This is a genomic window from Priestia sp. JSM ZJ58 (genome assembly GCF_044383985.1).
Taxonomy (GTDB): Bacteria; Bacillota; Bacilli; order Bacillales; family Bacillaceae_H; genus Priestia; species Priestia zanthoxyli.
In genome coordinates this window covers 3,279,293-3,297,606 of sequence record NZ_JBISEM010000001.1, presented here as the reverse complement: position 1 = coordinate 3,297,606, position 18,314 = coordinate 3,279,293, and the positions used below count along the sequence as shown (strand labels likewise).

Here is an 18,314-nt window from a genome sequence, read left to right as displayed (position 1 = left end):
AGTGGAACGTAAACAATTATTAGAAGAAGTAACGGAGTTATTGGATTACTACTGTAGTGATTGTTTTGTAAAAAAAACGTTTAACAAAGAAAAGGGCAAAACATACGCTCAGACGTTTTGTATTAAAGAGTGTACCGTAGGAGAAAAGATTAAGCAGTATGGAGATTTGCTGACTAAAAAGTAAGCGTGTATAATTTGTCGGCAGCAGCTTCATTCTATCCATATGGAGGTGTTCTTTCAATGGATAAGTTTTCAAATGAAGAAGTAACAACAGGATATAATGATTTAAAGCAAGTAGAAGTGTCCATTCAATCTGCTCAAAAGATGATTGGGACAGCTACGATGAGTATGAGTCCTCAGCAGCTTGAAGAGGCAACGAATGCGCTTAATGATGCAAAAGCACAGCTTCAATCTGCCAAAGCTCATGGCACAGGAGTAGACGAGCAATTTCTTCAGCAGTGCATGCAGTCTATTCAAACATGTGACCAGCAGCTTACTGAGGCCAAACGCTAGGTATAACAAAAAAGAGACTCAGAAAAGAGTCTCTTTTACTATAAAATAAAAAGATCTATTTATGATAGCTTAGTGACATTAGCGGCTTGTGGGCCTCTATTGCCTTCTACAATTTCAAAAGATACCTCTTGTCCTTCTTCCAAGGATTTATAACCTTCGCTTTGGATGGCAGAAAAATGTACAAATACGTCGCTTCCGCCTTCAACTTCAATAAAGCCATAGCCTTTTTCATTGTTGAACCATTTTACTTTACCATTTTGCATAACTTGAATCCCCCTAGTACTGTGCAGCATCATGCTGCTGAAACTCGAATTATCATTTCCAATAGAGGTAAATGATTGTTTATATTATATAATAAGAAGAAATAAAATTTCAATATTAAAATTTAACTTTTCTGAAAATTAAATTTTATTTAACGTGGACATAGTCTATTTTTAATAAAAAAATTTCTTGTGAGATGAAAAATAACTGAAAATTTAGTTTATAATAAAAGTATAGTCAGCATAATTTTAACGCGGTGATAAGGAGTGGGTCGTGTATGTATCGTACACAAATAAATGGAAAAGAAATCATTTTGTTATTTTCAACGCTCGAAGCAGCAAAGAGCCGCAGCAGCCTAGAGAAAGAACAAATTTATAAGCGCGTATTGCATTTAAATGAGCAGCTGTTAATGTTTCAAAATGGAACAAGCTTCACCATTGGTGATCCGTTAGGATTAATTGTAGCTCAAGTGAAAAAAAGCGATTTGACAACCATATATATCGAACATATTATTGATAAACAGTTTATGTATGATGGAGATGGTCATCGAGGTGAAGTAGTGTAATAAGATGACGCCTATATATGAAGAAGCGTACGGAGATACTCGTACGCTTCTTCATATATGGGATTAAAAACATGTGTTTTTACAAGTATTAACAAGAATAAATAACAAAGTTCAATAAATTAAAGAAGAACAGTGAAACCATGAATAGCAATTACCTTTTTAGCTAAAAAATATAGATACACATCATCTTATGTAATGAGATAGTTAAGCTTTGAAATCAATGAACACGAGAAGTTTTATAAAGCTTAAATTGAAAAACGTGTGATTGTGACGTTAATTAGAAGTAAGGTTTGGAGGACGCTATGGAAAGTAGAAAAAAATTGGATTTACTTGCTCTTGCTTCTGTGCCACTTATCATGACCCTCGGAAATTCAATGTTAATTCCGGTGTTGCCGGTGATTGAAAAACGTCTACAGATAAGCTCGCTGCAGGTATCCATGATTATCACGGTCTACTCAATTTTCGCTATTTTTTTAATCCCGATTGCTGGTTATTTATCAGATCGATTTGGCCGCAAGAAAATTATTATTCCTAGTTTGCTGCTTGCTGCAGTAGGAGGGGCTTTAACAGGCTGGGCTTCATGGCAAATGGCCAATCCATTTTGGGTTATTTTAATTGGCCGCGCGATTCAAGGAATAGGTTCAGCAGGGGCTATGCCTGTTGTGATGCCTTGTGTAGGAGATATGTTCAAAGACGAGCAAGAAATTACAAAAGGACTAGGTTTAATTGAAACAGCCAATACGTTTGGGAAAGTACTAAGCCCAATACTGGGAGCTTTTTTAGCGGCTATGATTTGGTTTCTTCCTTTTTGGTTCATTCCTATTCTTTGCCTTATTTCGATTCTTTTAGTTATCTTTTTAGTAAAAGTTCCGAAAAATGATAGTTCTTCTGAATCTGAACAAAAAAAGAAAAGTATCACGCAGTTTTTGAAGGATTTGAAGAAGACGCTCAAAGAAAATATTGGATGGCTTATGGCTATTTTTATTTTAGGCGCCATTATTATGCTTGTATTATTCGGGGTTTTATTTTACCTATCGACCATACTAGAGGAGCGTTATCATATTGTGAATACGAAAAAAGGCTTGGTAATGGCTATTCCTTTGCTCGCTTTATCTATTTCTTCTTTTGTGGCGGGGAAAAAAGTTGGCAACAATAAAATCGTTATGAAGTGGTCTGCTTTTTTTGGCTTTTTATTGTTAACATGTTCTTTCATCATTTTATTTTTTAATACGTCTCTTTTTAGTATTTTACTCACTTTAGTGCTTGGTGGAATTGGAATTGGAGCAGCTCTTCCCAGTCTTGATGCACTTATTACAGAAGGAATTGAAAAGGAAGAGAGAGGAACCATTACGTCTCTTTACAGTTCGATGCGCTTTGTCGGAGTAGCAGCTGGGCCTCCTCTTTATACATTGCTTATGAAGTGGTCGGACATGGCTGTGTTCCAAACGTCTCTAGGGGTTAGTGCAGTAGGTGCCATTTTAGTTTTAAAAGCTATCAAACCAAAACCTGAAGGCGGCGTAAAACTGAAGAAAGCTGAAGTGTGATTTTACGGAGCTGTCTTATGATAAAAGACAGCTCTTTGCTATTTAAAGACCCGTCAATATGCTTAAATTTATATTGTGTCTAGAAAAAATCCTTGAAATTTCTTATACTTCAATTTATAGACAGCAGATGCAATAGTTCTTATTTTATTGAATAAGGTGGTTTTGAATTGAGTATAAATTATCAGAAATTAAAAAGCATGGTGGATCATTATCAAATATTTGATCTTGTAGCGTATATAACAGAAGAAGTACAAAGCCTTCAACCAAAGAGCCTTGCGGGGATTGTGAAAGAATGGTTGACACACTTACAAACGGAAGAAGAGCTGTACGAGCTTATCCGCTTTTGTGATGAGGCTTTATTAAATCGTGTAAGCCGAATGTTAACGACATATGGCTATCGTCGATTTGGCTCGATTCGAATGGTGACTCTTTATTGCGATGATCTCCTGCGCGAAGGCAAGATACTCGACGCTGATGATAGACTTTCTTTATTAATTTCTCAGCTGGATACGGAATCAGTTAAAAAGGAACAGCTTGAGAAAATCTATTTTTTAAAGGTAAGAATTCTTTTAGAAATGAAACAAGTGGATGAAGCTTCTAAGTGGATGAAACAAGTAACGTCACATAACCAAAAGGGTATGGCTGACAGATGGGGATATTTTTATTTGCAGCTCAACGACAGAATGAAAGCTGAAGCCTGCTTAAAAGAAGGAACGGCATATAAGGAGAATGGAGATTTTTGCTATGCAATGCTAGCGGACTTATATGCGTACGAAGGGAAGCATGAACAAGCGCTTGAAACAATTAACGAGGCTATTGTTCGCTATCCACAGCTTCCGTCTTTATATATGGATAAAGTGATGCGATTAAAAGATTTAAAAGAGTATTCTCTCTTGCTTGAAACGATTGAATTTATCGACTCAAAGTTACCCTATCACGATTATCAAGATTTTTTTACGCTGCTGCGCGCCGACATTTATTTTGAACAGCAGCAGCAATCTCAGCTTATGCATCTGCTCTCGACCAAGCGATGTTTAAAAGATTCACCTTATCAAAAATTAATCGGAAAGCATACAGACGATAAATTCAGTACAATCAAGCTTCCGATTGTACCCATCGTTCAAAAAGATAATTATTGCGTGCCAGCCAGTATGAGTATGATGTTAAGGCTTTTACATACCGAAAAAACACAGGATGAGATTGGAACGCGTATTTACGGTGGCTTAGGATCCAAATTATCAACTGCGGTGAGCTACTTTGAATCTCTTGGCTTTGCAGCGATGTTTTTCACAGGCACAGTTGAACAGTTTAAAGAACTATTAGACAAAGGGCTGCCTATTTTGGTCAGTCTGGAATTTGAACAAGCTTCCCACGTTCAAGTTGTATTTGGCTACGATGATGAACTTGAACTTTTCCATGTACAAGATGCTAATTTTCTAAGTCCAACATATGTAGAATATAAAAATTTTGATCAGCATTACGCTAATTCGGGGTTTTTATCAATTGTTGCTTCTAAAGCGGCAGCGGATCTCGCTTCACTTTCGAAAGAGCAAGATGAGTTTATCCGTCAGCTGTATGACTTAATCGAACTAGTTGAAGCGGATGAAGAGGCCCACATTAACGATCTCGTTTCTTTATTAAAAGCAAATGAGCATGTTCCATTTTCCGCTATTTACAGTATGAAGCATTTGTACAGAAAAGAGCATGAAGCCTATATTCGTACGTGTATTAATCATGTGTTAGAGAAATATAGCAATCATGATTATCTTAAGCTTCACGCCGCATATGCCTTTTTTAAACTTGACGACAGTAAGGGAGCATCTTCCTTGTTACACCACATAGATAACAAAAAGCATAGCTCTTTTTATCACTATCTTAAAGGAAGAATTGCGCTGGATGAAGAGAAATATGATGAGGCTGTTGAAGCACTGCGCAGCTCGCTGCAATTAGACGTAGAGCAGCATTTGAACTGGAGCTATCTAGCACTTGCATACATGTACCAAGGAAACCTCGAAAAGGCTTTTGAATGCTCGACTATTTCCTTAAATATGTATAGTGATGAATCTTATACACAAATCAATCACGGACTTATTTTAATGGAGAAAGAAAGATACGCAGAAGCCAGAAATCTTTTCGACGAGTTAGTAAAGGAAAACCCAAAAGATGCGCACAGCTGGTTTGAAAGAGCCCGTTGTGATGAACATTTAAAAAAGTTTCGTAAAGCTTACCGGGGGTTTCAAGTAGCTAAACAGCTTTTGCCGACTGTTCCTTATCCATATCTTTCGATAGCTGATTTGCTACAATATCAACTAGAAAAAACGGACGAAGCTGAAAGCTATCTCAAAGAAGGCATGAAGCATCTACCGGGCGACATGACAATTCGAGGAAGACTAGGCGATTTATACGTCGCGAATCAAAGGTACGAAGAAGCTATTGCTCTGTATAAAGAAGGCTTAAAAATAGAGGAAGATGCCCTTATGTATTTGGGGTTATCTTATGCGTATTTAGAAACAGGTGAACATTTAACGGCCGTTGATACGCTCACGCTTATTGCGCAGAAGTTTTCATCGAACAGCGACGTCATGTTGGATGCAGGCAGCATGCTTTTAGATGCAGCAAAACAAAAGGAGCTAGACAATCAAACGTTAGAGTTTGGATTTGCTCTTTATGAAGAAGGAATTCATTTTGCTCAAACAGCGTTAGATGAAGTGTTAGAAGCATATACGGGTTATTTAGAAGACACGGCGTTATTGACTCGTGGAATTAAGTTTTTAACTGCAGAACATCAAGAGCACCCTAATGAGATTTTGTACATGTGCTATTTAGGCATATTATACGAACAGGTCAAGCAGCTAACAAAAAGTGAGAAACTTTATCATCAAGCGCTTCGTATCAAGCAAGATGCTTTGCCATATTATCGGCTAGGTGAAATATATCAATCAATGAATCGCATCACTGAAGCAAAAGAGGCCTTCCAAAAGTGCTTAACTCTTGATAAAACATTTGAAGCCGCTTGTATGAAGCTTGCCGAAATGGCTTGTGAAGAACAAAATCGAACGGCTGAAAGAAATTGGCTGCTTCAATGGATACAGCTGAATCCTATGGAAGTAAACGTTGAGCACGTAGCTTCACTTTGTGAAACAGAGAAAGAGTATGAAGAGCTGTTAGAGGTATTAAAGAGCGTAGAGGAAATTGTGCTACCTCAATGGCTCGCTGACAGCCAGGCTCATGTGTATCGTCTAAAAGGAGACATTTCACAGGCTGAAGCGTATCTAGAGAAGGCTCTTGAACTAGATCTACAGAATCCTGCTATTCGCCATCATCACGCAAAATGGCTCATCATGGAACAGAGATATGAAGAAGCTAGAAAAGTTCTTACAGAGTTGCTAAGTGAGGATCCGGAAGATTACGCTCTATTTCAAACGTTCATGTCTAGCTTTCCAAATGGAAAAAAACTGTCCGGGCTTACGGCAGATTTAAAAAAGATAAAAATGGAAAAACAAAGCAAAAGTTTGTTATTTAAAAACGCAGCCGAGGCTTTAAATGAGTATGCCGATTCGATTGTAGAAGAGCAACAAGGATCTATCTTCAAACGAAGCTTAGCAAAATTCAAAGCAAAGGCAAAAACGGTTACGCTGCTTGGCTTAACGATTGAACTGTATGAACTTGCCATAAAAACGGATCGGAATAATAAAGAGGCTGTGCATGCATTTGCGGCTTTTTACGAAGAGAAAGGATTGATTGAAGATAGCATCACCGTGCTGAAAAAATCGCTGCATCAAAGCTGGGATTTTGATGTTGCCTATCATTTAGCCAATATACTCGTTAATATCCATGAAAATGAACAGGCTGCACATGAAGCGCTAAACTTAGTTCAAAAACTTCTCAAACAGCAGCCAAATCATATAGATTTGCAGATATACCGAGCATTTATTTTGAGTAACCTTGAAGAGGTAGAAAAATCAGAGACAGCTTTTCAAGAATTACTTCAGCAGGAGATTTATCAGCCTGACATATATGCAGGACTAGCAAAACTGTATAATAAAACGGAACGTTATCATGAAACTGTTCAGCTTCTTCAAATAGCAATTGAACAGCGTCAAGAGTATGAAGGGATGTATACCGATTTAGGTATCGCGTATCATTTAGAAGGTGAAACAGAAGCAGCAGCTTCGCTTATGATAACCAGAGTAGAAAGTGGAGACGAAGATCTTTTTATTCGCTATAACTTGGCATGCTATCTAGCTGTTCTTGGAAAAACTGCTTCTGCTCAGAAAGAATTGGATTATGTTTTAGCGCACGATGAAACGGGAGAATTTTATGAAATGGCTATGGAAGACGATGAACTAAAAGGATTAACGGTAAAAAGGTAAAAAAAAGAAGCTGAGTTTCAGCTTCTTTTTTTATCCCTCTTTTGCATCTTGTCTTTTCAACGAAAGTGATTTGGAAATTTCCAGTGCAAGAATGATAATGGTACCAAGAACTAATCCGTTGCTTAAAAACGTAGTAACTAAAGGAGGAAGTGTTGAAAAAGCTTGAGAAGGCAAAAACATAACCCCTATCCCCGACAGCAGCGCAATACCTGCTTTTTTCATTGCTTTTTCGGGCTGTTTGGCATGCTTGAATTCTCCAATTCCAAGAGCCATCATACCTGTAAAAACAGGAAAGATTGCCGCGTATCCGACGGCAGGAGGAAGAGCGGACATAATGGACGTTAAAGGGGTAAAGATACTCAGAAAAAGCAAAAGACACGATGCTACAATAAAAGGAACTCGACTATAAAGATTTGTAGCTGAAATAAATCCACCGGAACCTGAAATAGGAACGGCACCGACACCTGAAAACAATCCTCCAAGCAGCTGGCTTATACCCGAAACCATCCCGGAACGTTTAATATTGTCTTTTTCAATTTTTTCTCCTTTGTGTTTATAAACAGACTCAACAACACGAATAGAAGCGAGCATGTTTGTAATTAAAATGAGTGTTACAAAAAAAGCAGTAACAACCATATTCCATTCAACGCGAGGAGCTCCGAATACAAACACTTTAGGTATGTAAAATAACTGCGCCTGAAATTCGATCGGTTTAGCTAACCCTAACATTGCAAATACTCCCCAGCCTACACCAATACTAATAATAATGCTGAGTTTATTTAACGTCCGGTGTGATAATAAATAAAAAGTCAGCAGCAAAATCGCAGCTGAAGTCAGCGCAATTGGAAGTTTAATAGCTGAATTCGTTTCTGTAATGCCAAACATTCCTTTTAAAAAGGAACCGCTGAGCTGCGTCACTAATAAAATTAAATATGTACCGGTAACCGTTGGAGTAAAGTATTTTGCTAGTTTATCAATGAGACCAAATAGGCTCATTAAAATAGCAATTATCCCGCTTATAAGAAGGGTGAACTGCAGCACGCGAAGCGTTTCGGAGTGAGAACCAAACAGAACGGTTCCAAGACTCGCATACAGAGAAAAGACGCCCCACCAAACGCCAGCTGGCCCTTCCATGATTGGGTATTTATGCCCTATAAACACCTGCAAGAGCCCGGATAAAGCCAAAATAAATAACGTTCGCTGTAAAAATTGAATAGAATCTGCTGCGTTTAAATGAAACTGAGAAGCAATTACAATAGGAACAATCATACTATTAGAAATCATAAATAAAAACCATTGTAGCGAAGCAATGGAAACTCGAAACATTCTTAACACCTCAATTAATGCCGACGAGCGGCTGAATGAACCAACAGGTTGCTCTATTATTTTACCATGGGATTTCCAATTTGTAAGCGATATCTTGTTAAAAGGATGACGAGTAAAATGTCAAAAGATTCAATATATTGTTGTAAAAAGAAGAAAGATAATTTATAATTTTCTTACAATTATAAATTATAAACATAAGAATAATTTATAATGAACTGACTAACAGTCAAGGAAGGAGGAGGGATAAGACAAATGAAACTATACCTGTCGGTTGATATGGAAGGAATTACAGGACTCGTCGATCACACAAATGTTCTGCGAGAGAAAGAGAATTATGAAAGAAGCCGCAAAATAATGACGGATGAAGCGAATGCAGTCATTTATGCAGGGTTTAGAGAAAAGTGCTCAGAAGTTGTGGTAAATGACAGTCATTCGAGTATGAATAATCTCCTTGTTGAACGGCTTCATCCAGAAACTCAGCTTATTTCAGGAAGCGTAAAACCATATTCAATGGTACAGGGATTAGATCAGACTTTTGATGGTGCTATATTTCTAGGGTATCATGCTAAAGCATCCATGCCTGGTGTCATGTCTCATTCAATGATATTTGGTGCTCGCAATATGTACATAGACGATATGAATATTGGAGAGTTAGGCTTCAACGCATACGTCGCAGGCTATTACGGCGTGCCAGTTTTAATGGTAGCTGGTGATGACCAAACGGCGCTGGAAGCACAGCAGCTTATTCCAAACGTGACGACTGCTATCGTCAAACAGGCCATTTCACGTTCTGCAGCCAAAACATTAACCCCTAAGAAAGCAGAACAATTACTTCAAGAAAAAACAGCCGCAGCTATTCAGCACAAACACCTTGTTAAACCTTTAATTCCACCTAAACACCCAACCTTACGAATAGAATTTGCAAATTATGGTCAAGCAGAGTGGGCGCATTTAATGCCGGGCACAGAAATTGAACCTGGAACGACGACCGTTCGGTTTCAAGCAAAAGATATTTTAGAAGCTTATCAGGCCATGCTTGTTATGACTGAATTAGCTACGCGCACAACATTCTGTTAGAAGGTGGGATAAAGGTGAAAAGTTATATTTTAAAGCGATTTTTATCCATGCTTGTTACGCTGTGGGTAATTGTGACCTTAACCTTCTTTTTAATGCATTCGATTCCTGGATCTCCATTTAATGAAGAACGAGCGACAAGCGATGCAGTTCAAAAAAACCTGGAATCATTTTATCACTTAGATGAGCCGCTGGTTGTGCAATATGTTCTTTATTTGAAATCCATTGTTACCTTTGACTTTGGTCCTTCTATTAAACAGCCGTCTCAAACGGTTAACGACCTTTTAGGAAGAGGGTTTCCCGTGTCATTTGAACTTGGAATGGTGACGTTAATTCTTGCGGTGATTTCCGGTATTACACTAGGCATTATCGCTGCTCTTAGAAGAAACGGAATAATTGATTACATTGCGATGAGCATAGCAGTTATCGGATTGTCGGTTCCAAATTTTGTTATGGCCACCTTGTTAATTCAACAGCTTTCTGTCAATTTAAAAATTTTACCCGCTGCTACGTGGACGAGCCCTTTACATATGATTCTTCCGACTCTAGCTCTTGCCACAGGTCCTATGGCTATTATTGCACGTTTGACTCGCTCAAGCATGATAGAAGTACTGACTCAAGATTATATTCGAACAGCGCGTGCAAAAGGGCTTTCGCCAATGAAAATTGTATTTAAACACGCGCTTAGAAATGCTTTAATGCCTGTTATAACAGTTCTTGGAACGATTGCAGCCAGCGTATTAACTGGCACATTTGTTATTGAACAAGTCTTTGCTATTCCTGGCATGGGGAAATATTTTGTGGACAGTATTAATACGAGAGACTACCCCGTAATTATGGGCACTACGGTCTTTTACAGTTCGATTCTCATCACTATGCTTTTTTTAGTAGACATTGCTTACGGAATACTTGATCCACGAATCAAACTGTATAAGAAGGAGGGATAACGTGCTGGAAAAACAGGAGTATAAGCAAATTCCTGATGAGTGGTTTACGCCAAAGAAAAAAAAGAAATCTGAAGCCGAAGCAGTTGTAAGGCCGAGTCTTTCTTATTGGCATGATGCATGGCGCAGGCTTGTAAAAAACAAGTTGGCCATGCTGGGTCTCTTTTTTTTAGTCATCCTCGTTGTGATGGCTATATTCGGTCCTATGTTTTCACCCTACAGCGTAACGAAAGCCTCTTTTACAGAGCAAAACCTTCCTCCTTCAGCTAGTCATTGGTTTGGAACGGATGACTTAGGCAGAGATATGTACACTCGGACATGGTACGGGGCTAGAATCTCCTTATTTGTAGGGCTGATGGCAGCGCTTATTGATTTTATCATCGGTGTCATTTACGGGGGCTTCTCAGGCTATAAAGGAGGAAAAACAGATAATGTCATGATGCGCGTAATTGAAATTTTATACGGTCTTCCTTATTTATTAGTGGTAATTTTACTAATGGTAGTCATGGGACCCGGGCTTTCTACGATTATTGTGGCACTTTCCGTTACAGGTTGGATCGGGATGGCGAGAATTGTACGGGGGCAAGTATTGCAAATAAAAAACTATGAATACGTGCTTGCATCCAAAACGTTTGGAACAAAAACAAGCCGTATCATTAAGCGAAACCTGCTTCCAAATACGATGGGACCGATTATCGTTCAAATGACACTAACCGTACCAACTGCCATTTTTGCTGAAGCTTTTTTAAGCTTTTTAGGGCTGGGTGTACAGGCTCCTTATGCGAGCTGGGGAGTAATGGCAAACGATGGTTTATCAACGATTCTATCAGGCTATTGGTGGCGTTTGTTTTTTCCCGCGTTTTTTATTTCTCTTACCATGTTTGCTTTTAATGTCCTTGGAGACGGACTGCAAGATGCACTTGATCCGAAATTAAGGAGGTAAGCAAATGGAAAAAATAATCCGAATCAAAAACTTACACGTACAGTTTTCAACTTACGGAGGGCAAGTTCAAGCTGTAAGAGGCGTTAGTTTTGATTTACATAAAGGAGAAACCCTAGCGATTGTAGGAGAGTCAGGTTGCGGAAAAAGCGTAACATCTCAAAGTATCATGAGGTTAATTCCAACACCTCCGGGCAGGATCACAAGCGGCTCTATTTTATTTAAAGACCAGGATTTGACAAAACTATCAGAAAAGAAAATGCGAGACATTCGAGGCGCTGATATTTCGATGATTTTTCAGGATCCTATGACTGCGCTTAACCCAACTCTTCGCGTAGGTGAGCAAATTGCAGAAAATATTATGCAACATGAAAACATCTCAAAAGAAAAAGCCAAAGAAAAAGCATTTGAAATGCTGGAGCTAGTCGGAATTCCAAATCCTAAAGAACGCCTAAAGCAATATCCTCATGAATTTAGCGGGGGAATGAGACAGCGTATTGTCATTGCAATGGCTCTTGTATGCAACCCCGAAGTGCTAATTGCTGATGAACCTACCACAGCCCTTGACGTCACGATACAGGCGCAGATTTTAGAATTATTTAAGGATATTCAGCAGAAAACGGATGTCTCCATTGTTTTAATTACCCATGATTTAGGTGTAGTTGCTCAGGTAGCTGACCGTGTTGCCGTAATGTATGCAGGAAAGATTGTAGAAATTGGAACAAGAAGAGACATCTTTTATACGCCGCAGCATCCGTATACAAAAGGATTGCTGCGTTCAGTTCCTCGGTTAGATCTATACGAAAGTGAGCTTGTGCCTATTGCAGGCTCACCTCCCGATTTATTTGCACCTCCATCTGGATGTTCGTTCGCACCTCGCTGTCCTTACGTAATGGAAGTGTGTGATCGCATGTATCCTACGTCGACAAAGCTGAAAGAAAGTCACCAAGTGCACTGCTGGCTTCAAGATGAGAGAGCCCAAAAATTTGTAACAACTATAAGCTAGATTTATAGATGAATAGCGAACTTATGAAAGAGGGGAAAATGATGAAAAAAATAGGGTCTTTACTAATGATGTGTGTACTTATATTTGCACTTGCTGCCTGTACGGCCACAAAAGATTCAGGCGCGGAGCCAGAAAAGAAAAGCAGTACAGCAAAAGAAGACGGTAAGGTCCTTTATATGAATAATGGCGCAGAACCTACGTCTTTTGATCCGCCTATTGGGTTTGATTCATATTCATGGAATATGCTTAATAACTTAATGGAGGGGCTGACTCGTTTAGGAAAAAGCGATGAGCCTGAAGGAGCAATGGCCGAGAAATGGGATATTTCTGACGATAAAAAAGTCTATACATTTCATTTGCGAAAAGATGCTAAATGGTCAAATGGAGATGACGTAAAAGCAAGTGATTTTGTGTTTGCTTGGAAGAGGCTGTTAGATCCTAAGACTGGTTCTCCAGCGGCGTTTTTAGGTTATTTTATTCAAGGTGGAGAAGAATTTAATACGGGTAAAGGCAGTGCTGATCAAGTAGGAGTCAAAGCGCTAGATGACAAAACTTTTGAAGTTACGCTTAAAAGTCCGCAAGCCTATTTCTTAAGCGTAGTTTCCAATCCAGCGTTTTTTCCAATTAATGAAAAAGTAGCAACAAAAAATCCGAAATGGTTTGCAGAAGCAGATTCGTTTGTTGCTAATGGTCCTTTCAAATTAACTCAATGGAAGCATAACAGTAATCTAGTAATGGAAAGAAACGATCAGTACTGGGATGCTAAAAATGTAAAGCTCGATAAGGTAAAATGGGCAATTGTTGAAAATACAAACACAGAATACCAAATGTATCAAAATGGAGAACTAGATGTTTCTGAAATTCCATCGGATTTAAGTGAAAAGCTGCTGAAAGATGGAGATGTTCATATCGAAGACCAAGCGGGAACTTACTTCTATCGCTTTAACTTAGATAAAGAGCCCTTTCAAAACAAAAATATCCGTAAAGCATTCGCAATGGCTGTAGATCAAGATCAAATTGTTAATTTTGTTACAAAAAATAAAGAAAAACCAGCTCGCGGGTTTGTATCATACGGATTTAAAGATGCAGATGGAAAGGATTTCCGTAAAACGGGCGGTGACTTACTAAAAACAGATGGCAAAGAAGCAAAAGCACTTCTGAAAAAAGGAATGAAAGAAGAAGGATATAAAAAGCTGCCAGCTATTACGCTAACATACAGTACAGACGATACACATAAAAAAATAGCAGAAGCACTTCAGCAAATGTTCAAAGAAAATCTAGGTGTAGATGTGAAGCTTGCCAATATGGAATGGAATGTTTTCCAAGAAGAACAAAAAGCGTTAAAGTTTCAGCTGTCACGAAGTTCGTTTTTAGCTGATTATGCAGATCCAATCAACTTTTTAGAGAGCTTCCAGACGGGTCATTCAATGAACCGTACAGCTTGGAGCAATAAAGAATATGATAAGTTAATTAAACAAGCTATGAACGAAACGGATAATAAAAAACGTTTTGAGCTTATGTATAAAGCAGAAGGTATTTTATTTGATGAGATGCCGATCATTCCTATTCATTTCTACAACTATGTGTTTTTAATAAAAGATAACGTATCTGGAATTGTTCGTCATCCTGTTGGCTATTTAGATTTGAAGTGGGCAGATAAACAGTAAAGTGGAACTTTTCGTCAGAGGGGATTTCAATTCCCTTCTGACCCAAGTTTCACTTTCTTCATTTCTTTACACAAAAGGAGTGTAGCAAATGATCAAACCAAAACGATTAAAAAAAGGTGATACAGTAGCTGTTATTGCACCTGCTAGTCCGCCTAATCAGCACAATCTAAAAAAAGGACTAGAATATTTGAAGGAAATAGGATTAAACGTAGTAACGGGTGCGCATTTATATAAAAAAAACGGGTACTTGGCAGGGACTGATGAACAGCGAGCAGCCGATATACATGCGATGTTTGCCAATAAGGAAGTAAAGGCAATTATCTGTGCATGCGGAGGGTACGGGACTGCTAGGCTTGCCTCGCAATTAAACTACAATTTAATTAAGCAAAACCCAAAGATTTTTTGGGGATATAGCGATATTACGTTTTTACATACCGCTATTCATCAGCGCACAGGTTTGGTTACCTTTCACGGGCCAATGCTTTCGTCGGATATCGGAAAAGAAGATGTTCATATAGAGACGAAGCAAGCTTTTTATCAATTATTTTCTCACCGTTCTTTTTACTATACGGATCAAATTAGCCCGCTCGACACTATTTGTGAAGGAGAAGCAACTGGTCAGCTGATAGGAGGAAATCTGACTTTGCTCGTGAGCACGCTTGGCACTCCATTTGAACTAGATACGAAAAATAAAATTTTATTTATTGAAGATATTGACGAAGAGCCGTATGAAATTGACCGCATGATGACACAGCTGTATATGGCCAATAAACTGCAGGATGCAGCGGGAATTCTTATCGGAGATTTCCATAACTGCTATCCTAAAAAACGTACAGAGTCGCTTTCATTAGAAGAGGCATTAACAAGTTACCTGACTTCTTTAAAAAAGCCTGTTATGAGAGGGTTTCGCATCGGGCATTGCTCGCCTCAAACAGCTGTGGGAATTGGAAGTTATGCCACGATGTCGACTTATGAACGAATGGTGGAATTTGAATCCGGTATTACATTACCAAAAGATAAAGTCGAACGCTGAAGGTTAAACCTGCAGGGAGGAGAAATAAGTGATGGATAAAAAAGCGTATTACGTTTGTGTAGCTGTGGCGACTGTGTGGACTTCCTATGACTCTAGCAGAGAAATAGATGACAATGCAACAAGTGTCCCAGTAAAACTGGATAAATGGCTGGAGCAATTAACGTATACACGTCGGTTGGAGCTTTGTGAGAAAAATTTAGTTCAAACGCAGCTGTTACTAGGAGAAGAAGTATATGTAACGGAACTGAAAGGTAAATGGGCAAAAATCGTTATTCCTTCTCAGTTTTCTTCTAAAGATGAAAGAGGATATCCCGGGTGGGTTCCTTTCCACCAACTGATTTCCCAAGCTGAATATTCTCCATTGAATAAACCAACGGCAGTGGTATCAGCAGCGATTGCGACACTGCAGCTAGCGGAAGAAACCTTGCAAATTAGTTATCAAACGCAGCTGCCTCTTTTAAAAGAAGATAAAGAATGGCTAGAGGTTCAAACACCGGTTGGCACTGGGAGAATAAAACGTCAAGATGCTGTTGTAATAGAGGATAGAAACCGTAAAACAACAAAAGGAACTGGAGATATGATTATTACAGCAGGAGAACAGTTTTTGAATCTTCCATATTTATGGGGGGGCATGAGTGCTTGGGGATATGATTGTTCCGGGTTTGCCTATGCTACTCATCAAGCAAACGGCTATCTTATTCCAAGAGATGCCACCGATCAAGCAAGGAAAGGCAAAGAAGTAGGATTAGACTCTATTCAACCCGGAGATTTATTGTTTTTCGCTTATGAAAAAGGGAAGGGGTCTATCCACCATGTTGGTATTTGTTATGGCAAAGGAAAAATGCTTCATTCACCTAAAACGGGTAAAACCGTCGAACTGATTGAATTAAAAGGAACGCTTTATGAAGAAGAGCTGTGCGCAGCCCGGCGCTATTATTAGGAGGTGGCAGTTATGACAGCGAAGCATTTGTTAGAAGTAAAGCAGCTGAGCAAATATTTTTCAATTACGAACAAGCAGGTTTTGAAAGCAGTAGACGGCGTGTCTTTTTATATTTCAAAAGGAGAAACCTTTGGGCTTGTTGGTGAATCCGGCTGCGGAAAATCCACTGCCGGGCGAACAATCATTGGATTGTATAACCGTACATCAGGAGAGGTGCTTTATAAAGGGAAAAACGTGCATGAGCTATCAGAGAAAGAGAAATTTGCTTTTCATCGTAATATGCAAATGATTTTTCAAGATCCATATGCTTCACTGAATCCTCGTTCTACCGTAAAGGAGATTATCTTAGAACCAATGGAGGTTCACGGACTTTATTCCAATAAAAAAGAAATGCTGAACCGGGTGTATGAGCTGCTAGAAGATGTGGGGCTAAATCGTGATCATGCCAACCGCTATCCTCATGAGTTCAGCGGCGGGCAGCGCCAGCGCATAGGGATTGCGAGAGCTTTAGCGTTAAATCCAGAATGCATTATTGCAGACGAACCTATTTCTGCTTTAGATGTATCTGTACAGGCTCAAGTAGTTAATTTATTAAAAAAACTCCAAAAAGAAAAAGGGTTAACTTATTTATTTATTGCACATGACTTGTCGATGGTAAAGCATATAAGCAGTCGTATTGGAGTTATGTATTTAGGGCATTTAGTAGAATTAACAACAAGTTCGGAGCTGTATCAAAAACCGCTTCACCCATACACTCAAGCTCTACTGTCAGCTATTCCTATTCCTGATCCTGACGTTGAGGATAATCGGAAGCGAATTGTTCTTAAAGGAGAATTGCCAAGCCCCATTAACCCTCCCTCTGGCTGCGTGTTTAATACACGCTGTCCTCTTGCAGTAGCAGCCTGTAAGACTCAAAAACCAGAGTGGCAGGAAGTTGAAGAAAATCATTTTGTGGCCTGCCACTTATACAATCAAAAGATAATGAGTACCAACTATATTGAAACAGCTGCGACAAAATGATGGAAAAAGCAAGAGTGAAAATAGAAGATGCAGTTACGAAATGGAAACGGAGTAATAATGGACTTATACGGATTCATATTGAAGGGAAAGAATCCATACAGATTAATTCTTTTATCCAACAACGAGCAGCAAGTACAATCAAGCTGCTGCTTGCAATAGAAGCGTTTCGTCAAATTGATGAGGGCATCTTGGCTTTAACATCTGTCATTCAAAGAATGGAAAAAAACACGGTTGGCGGAGCAGGTGTACTTAGAGCTCTTCCGCGGTTAACACATATTAAAGTGGAAGAGCTGCTTGCCCTTATGATAATGGTTTCTGACAACACAGCTACAAATGAGCTCATTTCTTTAGTAGGATTTGAAAAAATTAACGAATGTGCTAAAAATCTAGGATTAAAGAAAACCGTTTTAAACCGCTATATGATGGACGAAACAGCTGTTAAACAAGGGAGTGATAATTATACGTGTGCCTCTGACGTAGTAAAGTGCCTAAAGGAAATATGTGAAGGAAACTTTTTGCGAAAATCTAGTTGCGAAAAAATAATGAGAATGCTAGAAATGCAGCAGTTTCGGCATAAGCTTCCAGCACGTATAGGATCAGCGTTTCAAGCTGCGAATAAGACTGGAGAACTACAGGGAGCGGAACATGATAGTGCTATTCTCATGCGAGGTAACGAAACGTATTATGCCGTTGTTTTGATAGATGGACTAAGTGACAATGAACAGGGAAGGAGATTGATTACTGATATTGGATACCTTCTGTCATCTAACATCTAAAAATCTTTTGACCATTTCAATAAGCGGGGGTAGTTTGGTCTCTTTTTATTTAATGTCTTCCATCAAAGAAAAACTCACATGTACTAATAATAAATGCTTGTCTTCTCAGATTTTGGCGAGACCGTTGTTTGCAGTGCTGGATTTGTGCTAGTAATAGATAAACATGTTCTTTTTCATAAAATTTTATGAAAAAATAATGATAAATCATTCATCCTATACCAACTTATTCATATTTTTTATATAATAGAATAATAGTATATATTTTAAACGAATAGTGAATGTCTATGCCAATTAGCAAGGAGCATGAAATTATTCGATTCATAAATGGTGGT

At 38.7% G+C, this 18,314-nt stretch carries 16 protein-coding genes; 14 read left to right on the top strand and 2 right to left on the bottom strand.

The window, feature by feature from the left end; genetic code table 11:
• Position 1 precedes the first annotated feature (1 nt).
• Both ACH6EI_RS17210 and ACH6EI_RS17205 read left to right on the top strand, forming a co-directional pair.
• A complete protein-coding gene (locus tag ACH6EI_RS17210; RefSeq protein ID WP_013056173.1) occupies positions 2-184 on the top strand; it encodes a zinc-finger domain-containing protein in 183 nt (60 codons plus the stop codon).
• Between the two features lie 56 nt (positions 185-240).
• Positions 241-513, top strand: coding sequence for a DUF2564 family protein (locus tag ACH6EI_RS17205; protein WP_028414030.1), 273 nt, complete (start codon positions 241-243; stop codon positions 511-513).
• 59 nt (positions 514-572) lie between these two features.
• On the opposite strand, the gene cspD is transcribed toward ACH6EI_RS17205, so the two are convergent.
• Complete coding sequence (gene cspD / locus ACH6EI_RS17200) at positions 573-776, bottom strand: cold-shock protein CspD (RefSeq protein WP_013056175.1); 204 nt, start codon at positions 774-776, stop codon at positions 573-575.
• 275 nt (positions 777-1,051) lie between these two features.
• Here cspD and ACH6EI_RS17195 point away from each other — a divergent pair, with 275 nt between their 5' ends.
• The 3 genes from ACH6EI_RS17195 to ACH6EI_RS17185 all read left to right on the top strand — a co-directional run bounded on the left by ACH6EI_RS17195 (position 1,052) and on the right by ACH6EI_RS17185 (position 7,256).
• Positions 1,052-1,339, top strand: a complete 288-nt coding sequence (locus ACH6EI_RS17195) for a hypothetical protein (protein WP_028414029.1) — start codon at positions 1,052-1,054, stop codon at positions 1,337-1,339.
• Positions 1,340-1,641: 302 nt separating this feature from the next.
• The gene (bcbE, locus tag ACH6EI_RS17190) at positions 1,642-2,883 is read left to right on the top strand and encodes a bacillibactin exporter BcbE (RefSeq protein ID WP_028414028.1); all 1,242 of its coding nucleotides are present in this window, start codon (positions 1,642-1,644) and stop codon (positions 2,881-2,883) included.
• Positions 2,884-3,050: 167 nt separating this feature from the next.
• Positions 3,051-7,256: a tetratricopeptide repeat protein gene (locus ACH6EI_RS17185; protein WP_394530614.1), complete on the top strand. Its 4,206-nt coding sequence runs from the start codon at positions 3,051-3,053 to the stop codon at positions 7,254-7,256.
• Positions 7,257-7,286: 30 nt separating this feature from the next.
• Here ACH6EI_RS17185 and ACH6EI_RS17180 read toward each other — a convergent pair whose 3' ends face one another.
• The gene (locus ACH6EI_RS17180; protein WP_108674531.1) at positions 7,287-8,582 is read right to left on the bottom strand and encodes a purine/pyrimidine permease; all 1,296 of its coding nucleotides are present in this window, start codon (positions 8,580-8,582) and stop codon (positions 7,287-7,289) included.
• A 252-nt stretch (positions 8,583-8,834) separates the two neighbouring features.
• On the opposite strand from ACH6EI_RS17180, the gene ACH6EI_RS17175 reads away from it, so the two are divergent.
• From ACH6EI_RS17175 to ACH6EI_RS17135, 9 genes are all read left to right on the top strand, one after another.
• A complete protein-coding gene (locus ACH6EI_RS17175) occupies positions 8,835-9,659 on the top strand; it encodes a M55 family metallopeptidase (RefSeq protein ID WP_033578456.1) in 825 nt (274 codons plus the stop codon).
• A 14-nt stretch (positions 9,660-9,673) separates the two neighbouring features.
• On the top strand, positions 9,674-10,603 hold the full coding sequence (locus tag ACH6EI_RS17170) for an ABC transporter permease (RefSeq protein WP_108674532.1): 930 nt from the start codon (positions 9,674-9,676) through the stop codon (positions 10,601-10,603).
• A 1-nt stretch (position 10,604) separates the two neighbouring features.
• The gene (locus ACH6EI_RS17165) at positions 10,605-11,543 is read left to right on the top strand and encodes an ABC transporter permease (RefSeq protein ID WP_028414023.1); all 939 of its coding nucleotides are present in this window, start codon (positions 10,605-10,607) and stop codon (positions 11,541-11,543) included.
• 4 nt (positions 11,544-11,547) lie between these two features.
• On the top strand, positions 11,548-12,546 hold the full coding sequence (locus ACH6EI_RS17160; protein WP_028414022.1) for an ABC transporter ATP-binding protein: 999 nt from the start codon (positions 11,548-11,550) through the stop codon (positions 12,544-12,546).
• A 23-nt stretch (positions 12,547-12,569) separates the two neighbouring features.
• Positions 12,570-14,213: a peptide ABC transporter substrate-binding protein gene (locus tag ACH6EI_RS17155; protein ID WP_033578457.1), complete on the top strand. Its 1,644-nt coding sequence runs from the start codon at positions 12,570-12,572 to the stop codon at positions 14,211-14,213.
• Between the two features lie 88 nt (positions 14,214-14,301).
• Positions 14,302-15,246 (top strand): S66 peptidase family protein, encoded by a 945-nt coding sequence (locus ACH6EI_RS17150; protein ID WP_034266565.1) that lies wholly within the window; start codon positions 14,302-14,304, stop codon positions 15,244-15,246.
• 31 nt (positions 15,247-15,277) lie between these two features.
• The gene (locus tag ACH6EI_RS17145) at positions 15,278-16,186 is read left to right on the top strand and encodes a C40 family peptidase (protein WP_394530615.1); all 909 of its coding nucleotides are present in this window, start codon (positions 15,278-15,280) and stop codon (positions 16,184-16,186) included.
• Between the two features lie 12 nt (positions 16,187-16,198).
• Entirely contained in the window at positions 16,199-17,206 is a 1,008-nt protein-coding gene (locus tag ACH6EI_RS17140; protein WP_108674533.1) for an ABC transporter ATP-binding protein, read from the top strand.
• On the top strand, positions 17,206-17,982 hold the full coding sequence (locus ACH6EI_RS17135; protein WP_260503774.1) for a serine hydrolase: 777 nt from the start codon (positions 17,206-17,208) through the stop codon (positions 17,980-17,982). The genes ACH6EI_RS17140 and ACH6EI_RS17135 overlap by 1 nt, the downstream gene beginning before the upstream one ends.
• Positions 17,983-18,314 lie beyond the last annotated feature (332 nt).